Source organism: Novosphingobium sp. B-7 (assembly GCF_000410615.1).
Taxonomy (GTDB): domain Bacteria; phylum Pseudomonadota; class Alphaproteobacteria; order Sphingomonadales; family Sphingomonadaceae; genus Novosphingobium; species Novosphingobium capsulatum.
The window spans coordinates 1-12,607 of record NZ_KE148432.1; the positions used below are offsets into that span (position 1 = coordinate 1).

Below are 12,607 nucleotides of genomic sequence, written 5' to 3' on the forward strand. Positions count from 1 at the left end.
TAGACCGCGCCGCCTGCGTCGCGGCCCTGCGCCAGCGCCCCTGAGCCGCGGGGCTATGCCGCGGCATCGTGCCGGGCCGGTATGCCGCGCGATCAGGTCAGACCTGCCACCACTTGCGGCGAGCGACCGCCACGGTGCCGGTGGGATGGCCATCGACATCGGTAATGGTTTCCACGCGCGTGGCCGGCGTTTCCACCACGGGCATTTCAGACAGCGCCTCGGCCCGGCCTTCCGCCCGCGCCGCGCGCATTTCCGCGTCACGCGCAGCGGTCTCGCGATCGCGGCGCGAACGCAGCCCGTCATAGCTCCACGCCACCTGGCGGTGTGCAAACAGCGCCAGCAGGCCGCCGGCAATCGCCAGGTTCTTGAGCGCTTCTACCACCTGCGTATGATCGAGCAGGTTGTGATGGAAGAACAGGATGGTCAGCAGGGTAAAGCCGGCCAGCAGCACGGCAAAGATCCGCGTGGCCACGCCAAACATCAGCGCCAACCCGCCGATCAGCTCGAACAGCCCAACCGGCAGTGCCAGATCGGGCGTCAGGCCGACACCGGCGAGCGCCACTTGCGTGCCGCTGACGTCAAACAGCTTTCCCAGGCCAGAGATAATGAAAAGAAGCGACAGCAGGATTCGCCCTGCCAAGGCCGCGATGGTGTTCATGGGCGTACCTTTCCATGCCAGTGTCCACCCCCGTCCTCCGATGAGGTTACGGGGCAACAATGGTGGCAAGGCCGGTTAGGTTCCTTCGCCCGCTCGACAGGGCACACCATCACCCCCCAACGGCAGGGCTGATTGCGGGCGCGAATCGCTGCTGACCAGCCATGGGGCAAAGGCCGACACACCGGGCCGCGCGGCCTGTTCCAGCGTCACCTCGTCCAGCACCGCAAGGAATGCCTCCAGTGCGCGGGCGAGGGCGCCGCTCAGCGCGCAATCCCCATTCATGCGGCAATTTGCGCAATCGACCAGGCGCAGGCCCTTTTCCAGCGCGCGCACGACCTGGCCAACGCGCAGCGCTGCCGGCGGCTGGGCCAGGCACAGCCCGCCGTTGCGGCCCCGCACGCTGATGGCAAAGCCTTCGTGGACCAGCGCCTGCGCCACCTTGGCGACGTGATGGTAGGACAGCCCCTGTTCTGCCGCAAAGCCGGGCAGTGCCAGCGGCGCATCCGGGTGCCGCGCCATGGCGATCAGCAGGCGCAGGCCATAGTCGGTGTGCTGGGTCAATTGCATCGGCCCAGCCTGCGGCAAAGCGCTTGCACGAATCAAGTAAAACAAATACCGGTATTTTGGATACCACATTAGGAGAACGTCGATGCGAACTGCTTCCGCCCAAGCCATCGCCACGGTCAAGGCCACTGCCCCGGCGCTGGAAAAGCACGGGCTCGACATCACCACCGCCATGTACAAGCGCTTGTTCGAAAACGCGGAAGTGGCAGCGATGTTTGATCGGGCAGCGCAGGATAGCGGCGAACAACCGCGCCGGCTGGCAGCCGCGATCCTGGCCTATGCCCGCAACATCGACAAACTCGGCACGCTCACCGGTCCGGTACAACGCATGGTGGCGCGCCACGTGGAAACCGGCGTGAAGGCAGAGCACTACCCGCTGGTGGCAGAGGCGCTGCTGCCGGCGATTCGCGATGTGCTGGGCGCCGAGGTGGCGACCGATGCCGTGCTGGCCGCCTGGGGCGAAGCCTATTGGATGCTGGCCGAAATTCTCATCGCCGCCGAAGCGGAAGCCTATGCCACGGCATGAGGCGCGCTGAACTGCCGCGCCATTACAGGCGCGGCAGGGTTACCCCGCGCTGGCCCATGTATTTGCCGGCGCGATCGGCATAGCTGACCTCGCACGGCTCGTTGCCCTGCAGGAACAGGAACTGGCACGCCCCCTCGTTGGCATAGATGCGCGCGGGCAGCGGCGTGGTGTTGGAAAATTCCAGCGTCACGTGTCCTTCCCAGCCCGGTTCGAGCGGGGTGACATTCACGATGATGCCACAGCGGGCATAGGTGGACTTGCCGAGGCAAATCACCAGCACATCGCGCGGCACGCGGAAATATTCGACGGTCCGCGCCAGCGCGAACGAGTTGGGCGGGATCACGCAGACATCGGTCTTGCGATCGACGAACGAGTTGGCGGCAAAATCCTTGGGATCGACCACGGCCGAATCGACATTGGTGAAGATCTTGAATTCATCGGCCACGCGCGCGTCATAGCCATAGGATGACAGGCCATAGCTGATGCAGCCATCGCGGCGCTGATTTTCCACGAAAGGCTCGATCATGCCCTCGGTCAGCGCCTTGTTGCGAATCCACTTGTCGGAAAGAATGGACAAGGCCGGTCCTTTGCGTGTGCAGCCAGAAAAAAGCTCAGCCTAGGTAGGCCGGGCCGAACGCGCGCGGTAGCAGGAATGACAGGCGTTCTTCAACCACGACCCCGTCGCCCCCGGCACTGAGCACCAGCGGGTCGGTGCCGCCCAGCGCAGCCTGTTCATACAGCACTTGGCGGCAACGGCCGCACGGGGTGATCGGATCGCCGTCGATGCCCTCGGGCCCGCCAGCCACGGCCACGGCCACGAGGCCACCGCGCTGCCCGGCATGGCCGCCATTGGCGGTGGCAGTGGCACTGGCCACGGTTTCGGCGCAGAGCGACAGGCCATAGCTGGCATTTTCAACGTTGCAGCCAGTCACCACGCTGCCATCGCCGAACAGCAGCGCAGCGCCCACGGTGAAATGCGAATAGGGCGCATAGGCAGTTTCACGCGCAGCGCGGGCAGCGGCGATCAGCGCGGTGCGGTTTGCGTCATCAGGCATCATCTTCAAATCCATCAGGGTTGCACCACCACCCAGCGCAGCGGGCCGGGCGCGGCCTTGCCGTGGTAGCGATCGGTGGCGGTCCACATCACGAAAGGCCGGCCGGCATAGCCAGGCTCGAGATAATCCTGCCGCACCCAGATGTTGCGATCGATCACCGCGGCCAGGTGATAGCGGCTTTCGATCCCGCGCGAGAGCATCAGGATCGCCGGCTTGCCAGCATGCATTTCCACCTGGTTGAGGAACGTCGTCAACTCGCTTTGCAGCGCGGCTTCGGTTGGCGGGGTGGGGCAGCTGCGCTGATTGATATCGAGCGCGACCGCCGGGGGCAGCAGCGCATCCTCGCGCGGGACCATGGTGACGAAATTGGCCGCCTGCGCATCGCCCGGCGCGCACAGATCATAGACATGCACCGCGCCCACCTGCAGCCCGGCGGTGCGCGCCTGGTCGAGGCTGTCGGTAAAGGCATCGTCGCGCCGCTGCGGGCCTTCGCTGGCCGTCAGATAGACGAAATCGGCGCCATCGCCCTTGAGCAGGCGCCAATCGATCGGGGCATCGTGCACATCGGCCCAGGCGCCCTGCACCGGAAAATGCTGCCGATCAGGCCGCCACACGCGCGATTGCCACCACAGCAGGCCCGCGCCCACCAGCACGGCCAGCAGCAATGCCGCCAGCGCGCGCCGCAACGCCGAATTCCTGCGCTTTGCCATGAAAGAGATTCGCCCAAGCCCTGGTGTGAAAGCGCGGCCCATAGGGCATGGGCAGGATGACGTCAAAATTGACGGCGTCGCAGACTCGCGCAGATTTCCACCACCCCCAAACCCCCTCCTCTGAAGAGGATGGGGCTTTTGATCCTCCCTCCGCTCGCGGGGGGAGGTGGCGGCCGCAGGCCGTCGGAGGGGGGCCATGCCCCTGCGTACCTACCCCCGGATATGGAGCACGCAGATCAGGGTGAACAGGCGGCGCGCCGTGGCGAAATCGGTTTCCACCTTGCCGTCGAGCCGTTCGAGCAGCATTTCGGCTGCTTCGTTGTGGACCCCGCGCCGGGCCATGTCGATCGTCTCGATCTCTTGCGCGGTGGCGCGGCGGATCGCTTGGTAATAGCTGTCGCAGATCGCGAAATATTCGCGGATCGGGCGGCGGAACCGCCCCAGGCCGAGCACGATGCTTTCCAGCAGGCTGCCGCTCTCGTCGGCAATGTCGAGCGTGAGGCGCCCATCCAGCACCGACAGGCGCAGGCGATAGGGGCCTTCATGACCGGCAGCGCAGGAGCGCAAGGGGCGGAACGTGTTTTCCTCGATCAGGTCGAAGATCGCCACGCGGCGCTCCTGCTCCACATCGGCGTTGCGCCAGACGATCGTCGTTTCGTCCAGCTCGATATGCGAGATGCGCGGGTCCGCCATAAGATCTCGAGTGTTGCAACATGGCGGGCCGCGCAGCAAGCGCCTTGCCGGGCGCAGAGCATGCTACCTTGGTGGAAGAGAGGGCCAAACCGTCCACAGCCTGTGGAAAACGCCTGCGCCCGTCGCGCGCGTCGCCGCCTTGCCACACCCTTGAGACTGGTTCATTTTGACAGGCATGTCCGCCAGCGAAGCCATTCTCGCGCGTCCGGCCAGCGAGGTCCGTGCGCTTCCCGCCAATGTCGAGGCAGAGGCCGCCTTTCTGGGCGCCGTGCTGATCGACAACCGCATCATGGAAGAAATGACCGTGCCGCTGCGGCCCGATCATTTCTTTGCGCCGGTGCACGGGCGCGTGTTCGAGCGCATCCTGGCGCTGATCGATCGCAAGGCCGTGGTCACCCCGGTCACGCTCAAGCCCTATTTCGAAAGCGACGAGGAACTCAAGGAACTGGGCGGCACAGCCTACCTTGCCCGCCTCACCGCCGATGGCCAGGGCCTGCTGGCGCCGCGCGAGCTGGCGCAGCAGATCTATGACCTGGCACTGCTGCGCGAATTGATCAGCGTGGGCCGCAACCTGGTCGAAGGCGCGATGGACACCAGCGAGACGGTCGAGCCGTTGAAGCAGGTGGAGCAGGCCGAAGCCGCGCTGTTTTCCGTGGCCGAAGGCGCTCAGACCGGCAACGAGGCGCAGACCTTTGGCCAGGCCACCCGCGCCAGCCTGGAAATGATCGAAAAGGCGCTGCTGTCGGGCGGCCACATCTCGGGCACGACCACCGGCCTTACCTCGGTCAACGAAAAGATCGGCGGTCTGCACGATTCCGACCTTATCATCCTCGCCGGCCGCCCCGGCATGGGCAAGACCTCGCTGGTCACCAATATCGCGTTCAACTGCGCCGACCGGCTGCGCGATGACATGGCGCGCGGCATCCCGGCCAAGGATTCGGTCGGTGCGGCGGTCGCTTTCTTCAGCCTGGAAATGAGCGCGGACCAGCTCGCCACGCGTATTCTGGCCGAACAATCGGGCATCAGTTCCGAATCGCTGCGCATGGGCCGGATCAGCCGCGAGGATTTCCAGCAGCTTTCGTTCGCCAGCCAGCGCCTGGCCGAGCTGCCGCTGTTCATCGACGATACCCCCGGCCTTTCGATCGGTGCGCTGCGCACCCGCGCCCGCCGGCTGAAGCGCCGGCACGATATCGGCCTGATCGTGGTCGACTATCTTCAGCTGCTGTCGGGCTCGGGCAAATCCGACAATCGCGTCAACGAAATCTCGGAAATCTCGCGCGGGCTCAAGACGCTGGCCAAGGAACTGGCAGTGCCGGTGATCGCGCTTTCGCAGCTGTCGCGCGCGGTGGAACAGCGCGACGACAAGCGACCGATGCTCTCGGACCTGCGCGAATCAGGGTCGATCGAGCAGGACGCCGACATGGTCTGGTTCGTGTTCCGCGAAGACTATTACGTTGCCTCGCGCGAGCCCAAGCGCCCGATCGAAAGCGACGATGCCAAGATCCACGAGGCGCATGCCGCCTGGGCCGCCGAGATGGAGCGCGTGTTCGGCCTGGCCGAGCTGATCGTGGCCAAGCAGCGCCATGGCTCCACCGGCAAGGTGCGCCTGCGGTTCGAGGCGCGGATCACCCGATTCAGCGATCTGGCACCCGACCAGATGATGCACGACATGGACGATTGATGCCCTTGGCGGGCCGCGCAATTTTCCCGCCGTCGCCCTTTCAACCGGCCACCGGTTTTACAGTTGCGACGAAACGCAGCGCGCATGCGCCGGGCGGCGTCGAATCAGGGAACCACCCGCCTTTGCGCCAGAGTCACAATGGCTTATCGTGGCGCAACGAAATAATAAGGCGGGTTGGGTTAATCCCTCATAATGGTCGGGCTTCCATCAAAGCGTAAATTGCGCATCCTGGCTGCTGCACTGGCAGCCTTTCCGGCCCTGGCGGCCACATCGCCTGCGGTGCAAAGCCGCCCGCCGGCCGCGGTGCAAAGCGCGCGTGACCTTGCCATTCAGCAACGCGTCGCCTCCATTGCTGCTGCCGCGCGCGGCCGCGTGGGCGTTGCCGCGATGGACCTGGACGGCGGCGGGCAAGTGCTGATCAACGGCGACATGCCCTTTCCCATGGCGAGCACGGCCAAAGTGGCCGTGTCCGCCACGTTCCTGCAGATGGTGGAGCAGGGCCGGTTCCGGCTGGACCAGCCCCTGCCGATGATGATGCCGGTGCCCGAGGCGGCCGGACGCCGCAATCTCGTGGCGATGGTTCGCCCCGGCCCGGTCTATACCGCACAGACCCTGATCGAAAAATCCATCACGCGCAGCGACAACCACGCCACCGATGGCCTGATCGCCGCGGTGGGTGGCATCGGCGCGGTCAACCGCTTCCTGACGCAGACCGGCATTTCCGGCCAGCACCTTGATCACACCATGGCCACGCTGGTGCGTGACGATGGGCGAATCAACCCGGCCCGTGCCATCGACACCGGCACGTCGAGCACGCCGCGGGCGATGATCGCGCTGCTTTCGGCGATCGACCGCGGCGGTGCGCTCGGCCCGCAGGCCCGCGCCGTGCTGCTCGATACGATGACCCGCACCAGCACCGGCCGCAACCGCATCCGCGCCGGCTTGCCCGAAGGCGTGCTGCTGGCCCACAAGACCGGCACGCTGGCCGGGGTGACCGACGACGTGGGCATCGTGCGCATGCCCGATGGCCGCCACCTGGCCATGGCGATCTTCGTGGCCGGGCCGGAAAACCACACGGCCCAGGCCGGGATGATCGCGCGCATTGCCAGCGCGCTCTATACCGGATTCCTCCAGCCGTCAGACGGACCGAACCTGACGGGCGAAGTTTCGCGCCGGCGGTAACGCCGCGTCGCGCTAGCGCCCTTCGACAGGCTCAGGGCGGACGGGACCGTTGATAGTCCAGCACGAGCGCCGTTCGGGCTGAGCTTGTCGAAGCCCGTTAGCGCAAGGCCCAGCACCATCCCCAAGCCCCCTCCTCTAAAGAAGAGGGGGCTTTTGGCGTTCTGCTCCTCCTCTTCCGAGGGGAGCGGGGGTGGTGATGGACGCCACTGACATCGCTGCGCCGCACAAGCCGTTTTATCGCGATTCGCGCCGCACACGCGAAAAAGGGCGCGACCACGAAGGTCACGCCCTTTTCTATCTGTAACCTGCCCTTGCGGGCGGGGATTACATCTTCGCGGCAGCGCTCGCGTCAGCGGCGGCTTCCGAAGCCGAAGCGCTGGCGTCAGCAGCAGCAGCCGAAGCGTCGGCCGAAGCGTCAGCAGCTTCGCTGGCAGCTTCAGTGGCGGTGTCAGCCGGCTTTTCCGAGCAGCCGGCGAGGGCGAAGGCGGTGCCGGCGACGGCGGCGAGGATGAGCTTGCGCATGCGTTACAATCCCTGGATTGAAGTGAACCGCGCCGGGCAAAGCCCGCCGCAAAGCCTACTCCCACGGTAGACTTCGACGTCCCAATTAATCGGCAATTCATCGGCTTGCAAGCACAAGACGACAGCATTGCGACGGGCCGTCGCTATCGCCCTTAGCGGCAAGGGTTTTTTGCGCGAGCGCTGCTGCGCCAAAGCGCCCTGCCAAAGCGATGAAGCGTTAAATCTGCGTCATTCTCTTACGCAACTGCACACATCCATAAGGGTGCAACCGCAAACGGCGCGGCCTGTTCCAGATTCAGCACCAGACTTGTGCGAATATGATCCAACATACTGCCTGCGTGGGCGGATTTGCCTGACTCGCGCGTGATCGGCCATGCCGGGCAACGCCCGGCGTTGTGGAATTTGTCCACCCCGCCTAGGACACTGGCCATGGATTCCCGCAACCACCTCTATCTCGTCGATGGCTCGGCCTATATTTTTCGGGCCTATCACCGCCTGCCACCGCTGACCAACCCGCAAGGCGTGCCGGTGGGCGCGGTCTATGGCTATACCACCATGCTGTGGCGCCTGGCCGAAGACCTGCACAAGGCCGATGGCCCCACCCACCTGGCGGTGATCCTCGACAAAAGCTCGATCACGTTCCGCAACGCCCTGTACGATCAATACAAGGCCAACCGGCCGCCGCCGCCCGAAGACCTCAAGCCGCAGTTCCCGCTGATCCGCGATGCGACGCGCGCGTTCAGCCTGGCCTGCATCGAGGAAGAAGGCCTGGAGGCGGACGACCTGATCGCCAGCTATGCCCGCGCCGCCACGGCCCAGGGCTGGGACGTGACGATCGTGTCTTCCGACAAGGACCTGATGCAGCTGGTGGGCAAATGCGCCCAGGGCGGCGCGGGCTGCGTCGACATGCTCGACACCATGAAGAACCAGCGCATCGGCATTCCCGAAGTGGTGGAAAAGTTTGGCGTCCCGCCCGAGCTGGTGGGCGATGTCCTGGCACTGATGGGCGATGCGGTCGACAATGTGCCCGGGATTCGCGGCATCGGCCCCAAGACCGCGACCAAGCTGATCGTGGAACACGGCGGCCTGGAAGGCGCGCTCGCCGCCGCGCCGACGATGAAGGCGGGCAAGCTGCGCGACAGCCTGATCGAGCAGGCGGACATGGCGCGCCTCTCGCGCCAGTTGGTGGCGCTCAAGGAAGACTGCCCGCTGCCCGTGCCGCTGGAAGACTTTGCCTTGGGCCCCATCCCGCCCGAGCCGCTGGCCGCGTTTCTTTCCACCCACGGTTTCACCAGCCTGCTGCGCAAGCTGGGCACCCCAGCGCCAGCTGCTGCTGCCGCGGCGGCGGGCAATTCGCCGGCAGCGGGCACGGCTGCCACGCCCGCCCCGGCCGAATCGACGCGCCAGCCATTGCCGACCTGGCCGGCGATCGACCGCGACGCCTATCCTTGCGTGCAGACGCTGGAAGCCTTGCAGGAATGGATCGACCGCGCCTTTGCCGCGCGGCTGGTGGCAATCGATACCGAAACCTCTGCGCTCGATTCGATGCGCGCCGATCTGGTCGGCGTGAGCCTGGCGGTAGGCGCAGGCCAGGCCTGCTATATCCCGCTGGGCCATCGCGGCACCGACATGTTCAGCGAGGTGCCCAGGCAGATCCCGCGCGAGGCGGCGCTGGCCGCGCTCAAGCCGCTGCTGGAAAGCGCGGCGGTGATCAAGGTGGGCCAGAACATCAAGTATGATCTGACCGTGCTGGCCCGGCACGGCATTGCCGTAGCACCGATCGACGATACCATGGTGATGAGCTTCTGCCTCGACGCCGGGCGCAGCGAAACCGGCCTGGCCGGCCATGGCATGGATGAACTGGCCGGGCGCCATCTCCAGCACACCACCATGCTGTTCAAGGACGTGTGCGGCAGTGGCAAGAAGCAGATCTCGTTTGCCGAAGTGCCGCTCCCCGACGCCACGCGCTATGCCGCCGAGGATGCCGACGTGACCTGGCGGCTGCACCAGCTGTTTGCCCCGCGCCTGGCCGACGAGGGCGGCACGCGCATCTATCAGCGGGTCGATCGTCCGCTGGTGCCGGTGGTGGCGCAGATGGAGCGCCACGGTATCCGCGTCGATCGCGAGCAGCTGGCCAACCTGTCCACCCGCTTTGCCGCTGAGATCGCGCGGCTCGAAGGCGTGATCCATGAAAAAGCCGGCGGCCCGTTCACCATCGGCAGTCCCAAGCAGTTGGGCGACGTATTGTTCGACAAGCTGGGCTACAAGGGCGGCAAGAAGGGCAAGAGCGGGCAGTATTCCACCGACCAGTCGGTGCTGGAAACACTGGCCGGCCAGGGCGCGGAAGTGGCCACGCTGGTGCTGGAATGGCGCCAGCTGTCCAAGCTCAAAAGCACCTATACCGATGCCCTGCAGGCCGCGATCAATCCCGATACCGGCCGCGTGCATACCAGCTATAGCCTGGTGGGCGCGCAGACCGGGCGGCTTTCGTCCAACGATCCCAACCTGCAGAACATTCCGATCCGCACCGAGATCGGCCGCGAGATTCGCGAGGCCTTCGTGGCCGAGCCGGGCCATGTGCTGCTGAGCGCCGACTATTCGCAGATCGAGCTGCGCCTGGCCGCGCACATCGCCGATGTCGGCCCCTTGCGCGAAGCCTTCGAGCAGGGCGAGGACATCCACGCCCGCACCGCGCGCGAGCTGTTCGGCGAAGTGAACCGCGACACCCGCGGCCGTGCCAAGACGATCAACTTCGCCATCCTCTATGGCATCAGCCGCTGGGGCCTGGCCACGCGCCTGGGCACCAGCGCCGACGAAGCCCAGGCGATGATCGACCGCTATTTCGAGCGGTTCCCCGGCATCCAGCGCTACATCCACGAAACACTGGAAAGCGTGCGCGCCAACGGCTTTTCCGAAACGCTGTTTGGCCGCAAGACCTGGTTCCCGCGCATCAATTCGGGCACCCAGGCCGAGCGCCAGGGCAGCGAGCGTGCAGCGATCAATGCGCCGATCCAGGGCACCAGCGCCGATATCATCAAGCGCGCCATGGCCCGCATGCTGCCCGCGCTGGCAGAAGCCGGGCTGCCGCGCGTGAAGATGCTGCTGCAGGTGCACGACGAACTGGTGTTCGAACTGCCCGAGGAAGACGTGGCCGCGGCGAGCGAGGTGATTCGCGCGGTGATGGCGGGGGCGGCGGCGCCATCGGTGCAATTGACCGTGCCGCTGGGCGTGGAAATCGGCACTGGGCGGAGCTGGGGCGCGGCGCACTAAACGCGCAACACGCCCTCCCCCCAGCCCCTCCCGCAGGCGGGAGGGGAGCTAACCCTTCTCCCCTTCCCGGACGCAGAAGGGGATCATCCTGCTTCTCCCCCTCCCGCTTGCGGGAGGGGGTCGGGAGGAGGGCATGTGACACCAACAACTGCCACCGATTTGGCAGCACCCCCACCCGCCCCCTTGTGACCCCGCGGCGCCATCGGCCACCGTGCCGGCATGGTTTCGCTTGTCTCGACCGTGGCCTATCTCGGCCTGGAAGCCCGCGCGGTGGAAGTGCAGTGCCAGGTGGCGCCGGGGCTGCCCTCGTTCCGCGTGGTCGGCCTGCCCGACAAGGCCGTGGGCGAAAGCCGCGAACGCGTGCATTCCGCGCTGGCGGCGCTGGGCCTGAGCCTGCCGCCCAAGCGCATCACCATCAACCTGTCGCCGGCCGACCTGCCCAAGGAAGGATCGCATTACGACCTGCCGATCGCGCTGGCCCTGCTGGCAGCGATGGGCGTAGTCGATCGCGAAACCATTGCCGATTACGTGGCGGTGGGCGAACTGGCGCTGGATGGGCGGATCATCCCCAGCCCCGGCGTACTGCTCGCCGCGCTGCATGCCAGCGGCGCCGAAAAGGGCCTGATCTGCCCCGCCGCGCAAGGCACCGAGGCGCGCTGGGCCAGCGGCATCGATGTGATTGCCGCGCCCGATCTAATTGCGCTGCTCAACCACCTGAAAGGCACGCAACGCCTGGCCCCACCCGAAGTGGGCGAGGCGCTGCCGCCGGTGCGGCTGGCCGATCTCAAGCAGGTGAAGGGCCAGGAAACCGCCAAGCGCGCGCTGGAAATTGCCGCTGCCGGTGGGCACAACCTGCTGCTGATCGGCCCGCCCGGCGCGGGCAAATCGTTGATGGCCTCGTGCCTGCCCGGCATCCTGCCCGAACTCACGCCGGGCGAGGCGCTCGAAACCTCGCTGGTCGCCTCGGTAGCCGGCACCTTGGAAGAGGGGCGGATCAGCCGCGCACGGCCGTTTCGCAGCCCCCATCATTCCGCCTCGATGGCGGCGCTGACCGGTGGCGGCTTGCGCGTGCGGCCGGGCGAAGTGAGCCTGGCGCATCTGGGCGTGCTGTTCCTCGATGAACTGCCCGAATTCCAACGCGCGGTGCTCGATTCGCTGCCCCAGCCGCTGGAAACCGGGGAAGTCACGGTGGCCCGTGCCAATGCCCACGTAACGTTCCCGGCGCGGGTGCAGTTGATCGCGGCAATGAACCCCTGTCGCTGCGGCCACCTGGGTGATCCGGCGCTGGGCTGCAGCCGCGCGCCCAAATGCGCCGCCGATTACCAGTCAAAGGTATCCGGTCCGCTGCTCGACCGCATCGACCTGCATGTAGAAGTCGATCCGGTATCGGCGGCGGATCTGGCCCTGCCGCCACCGGCCGAAGGATCGGCGCAAGTGGCTGCGCGGGTGGGCGCGGCGCGAGCGCGCCAGACCGCGCGGCTGGAAGGCAGCGGCCGGCGCAACAATGCCGAGCTGGACGGCGACCTGCTCGACCGCTTTGCCACGCCGGACGAGGCCGGGCGCCAGCTGCTGTTCAAGGCGGCCGAGGCGATGCGCCTTTCCGCGCGCGGCTACACCCGCATCCTTCGCGTGGCGCGCACCATTGCCGATCTTGCCGGGGCCGAAGGCGTTGGCCGGGTGCATGTGGCCGAGGCGCTCAGCTATCGCCGGACAGCGCCCCGGGCCTGACCCCCTACCGTCCGGCCA

12 protein-coding genes are annotated in these 12,607 nt (G+C 66.5%); 5 read left to right on the forward strand and 7 right to left on the reverse strand.

Annotation, left to right across the window (positions count from 1 at the left end):
• Positions 1 to 97 precede the first annotated feature (97 nt).
• Both H926_RS0118730 and H926_RS28920 read right to left on the reverse strand, forming a co-directional pair.
• Positions 98 to 658: a DoxX family protein gene (locus H926_RS0118730; protein ID WP_022677656.1), complete on the reverse strand. Its 561-nt coding sequence runs from the start codon at positions 656 to 658 to the stop codon at positions 98 to 100.
• Between the two features lie 75 nt (positions 659 to 733).
• Positions 734 to 1,225, reverse strand: a complete 492-nt coding sequence (locus H926_RS28920; RefSeq protein ID WP_022677657.1) for an Rrf2 family transcriptional regulator — start codon at positions 1,223 to 1,225, stop codon at positions 734 to 736.
• An 82-nt stretch (positions 1,226 to 1,307) separates the two neighbouring features.
• Between H926_RS28920 and H926_RS0118740 the strand changes: the two genes are divergently transcribed.
• Positions 1,308 to 1,748 carry a globin domain-containing protein gene (locus H926_RS0118740; protein ID WP_022677658.1) on the forward strand — a complete coding sequence of 147 codons (441 nt, stop codon included), beginning with the start codon at positions 1,308 to 1,310 and terminating at the stop codon, positions 1,746 to 1,748.
• Positions 1,749 to 1,770: 22 nt separating this feature from the next.
• On the opposite strand, the gene dcd is transcribed toward H926_RS0118740, so the two are convergent.
• The 4 genes from dcd to H926_RS0118760 form a co-directional block, all read right to left on the reverse strand.
• Entirely contained in the window at positions 1,771 to 2,325 is a 555-nt protein-coding gene (gene dcd / locus H926_RS0118745) for a dCTP deaminase (protein WP_022677659.1), read from the reverse strand.
• 34 nt (positions 2,326 to 2,359) lie between these two features.
• Complete coding sequence (locus tag H926_RS0118750) at positions 2,360 to 2,806, reverse strand: cytidine deaminase (protein WP_237741105.1); 447 nt, start codon at positions 2,804 to 2,806, stop codon at positions 2,360 to 2,362.
• 11 nt (positions 2,807 to 2,817) lie between these two features.
• Entirely contained in the window at positions 2,818 to 3,513 is a 696-nt protein-coding gene (locus H926_RS0118755; protein ID WP_022677661.1) for a glycoside hydrolase family 25 protein, read from the reverse strand.
• Between the two features lie 210 nt (positions 3,514 to 3,723).
• Positions 3,724 to 4,206, reverse strand: a complete 483-nt coding sequence (locus H926_RS0118760; protein WP_022677662.1) for a UPF0262 family protein — start codon at positions 4,204 to 4,206, stop codon at positions 3,724 to 3,726.
• 175 nt (positions 4,207 to 4,381) lie between these two features.
• Here H926_RS0118760 and H926_RS0118765 point away from each other — a divergent pair, with 175 nt between their 5' ends.
• Together H926_RS0118765 and H926_RS28925 are read left to right on the forward strand one after the other, a co-directional pair.
• Positions 4,382 to 5,887: a replicative DNA helicase gene (locus H926_RS0118765; RefSeq protein ID WP_022677663.1), complete on the forward strand. Its 1,506-nt coding sequence runs from the start codon at positions 4,382 to 4,384 to the stop codon at positions 5,885 to 5,887.
• Between the two features lie 219 nt (positions 5,888 to 6,106).
• A complete protein-coding gene (locus H926_RS28925; RefSeq protein ID WP_022677664.1) occupies positions 6,107 to 7,069 on the forward strand; it encodes a class A beta-lactamase in 963 nt (320 codons plus the stop codon).
• Positions 7,070 to 7,393: 324 nt separating this feature from the next.
• Here H926_RS28925 and H926_RS0118780 read toward each other — a convergent pair whose 3' ends face one another.
• Entirely contained in the window at positions 7,394 to 7,591 is a 198-nt protein-coding gene (locus H926_RS0118780) for a hypothetical protein (protein WP_022677666.1), read from the reverse strand.
• A 429-nt stretch (positions 7,592 to 8,020) separates the two neighbouring features.
• Here H926_RS0118780 and polA point away from each other — a divergent pair, with 429 nt between their 5' ends.
• Both polA and H926_RS0118790 read left to right on the forward strand, forming a co-directional pair.
• A complete protein-coding gene (gene polA / locus H926_RS0118785; protein WP_022677667.1) occupies positions 8,021 to 10,861 on the forward strand; it encodes a DNA polymerase I in 2,841 nt (946 codons plus the stop codon).
• A 219-nt stretch (positions 10,862 to 11,080) separates the two neighbouring features.
• Complete coding sequence (locus tag H926_RS0118790; protein WP_022677668.1) at positions 11,081 to 12,589, forward strand: YifB family Mg chelatase-like AAA ATPase; 1,509 nt, start codon at positions 11,081 to 11,083, stop codon at positions 12,587 to 12,589.
• Positions 12,590 to 12,607: the final 18 nt, after the last annotated feature.

Bases quoted from the DNA above. Each gene is read 5' to 3' on its own strand.
- H926_RS0118730 (WP_022677656.1), bottom strand. From the start codon at position 658: ATGAACACCATCGCGGCCTTGGCAGGGCGAATCCTGCTGTCGCTTCTT.
- H926_RS28920 (WP_022677657.1), bottom strand. From the start codon at position 1,225: ATGCAATTGACCCAGCACACCGACTATGGCCTGCGCCTGCTGATCGCC.
- H926_RS0118740 (WP_022677658.1), top strand. From the start codon at position 1,308: ATGCGAACTGCTTCCGCCCAAGCCATCGCCACGGTCAAGGCCACTGCC.
- H926_RS0118750 (WP_237741105.1), bottom strand. From the start codon at position 2,806: ATGATGCCTGATGACGCAAACCGCACCGCGCTGATCGCCGCTGCCCGC.
- H926_RS0118755 (WP_022677661.1), bottom strand. From the start codon at position 3,513: ATGGCAAAGCGCAGGAATTCGGCGTTGCGGCGCGCGCTGGCGGCATTG.
- H926_RS0118760 (WP_022677662.1), bottom strand. From the start codon at position 4,206: ATGGCGGACCCGCGCATCTCGCATATCGAGCTGGACGAAACGACGATC.
- H926_RS0118765 (WP_022677663.1), top strand. From the start codon at position 4,382: ATGTCCGCCAGCGAAGCCATTCTCGCGCGTCCGGCCAGCGAGGTCCGT.
- H926_RS0118780 (WP_022677666.1), bottom strand. From the start codon at position 7,591: ATGCGCAAGCTCATCCTCGCCGCCGTCGCCGGCACCGCCTTCGCCCTC.
- polA (WP_022677667.1), top strand. From the start codon at position 8,021: ATGGATTCCCGCAACCACCTCTATCTCGTCGATGGCTCGGCCTATATT.
- H926_RS0118790 (WP_022677668.1), top strand. From the start codon at position 11,081: ATGGTTTCGCTTGTCTCGACCGTGGCCTATCTCGGCCTGGAAGCCCGC.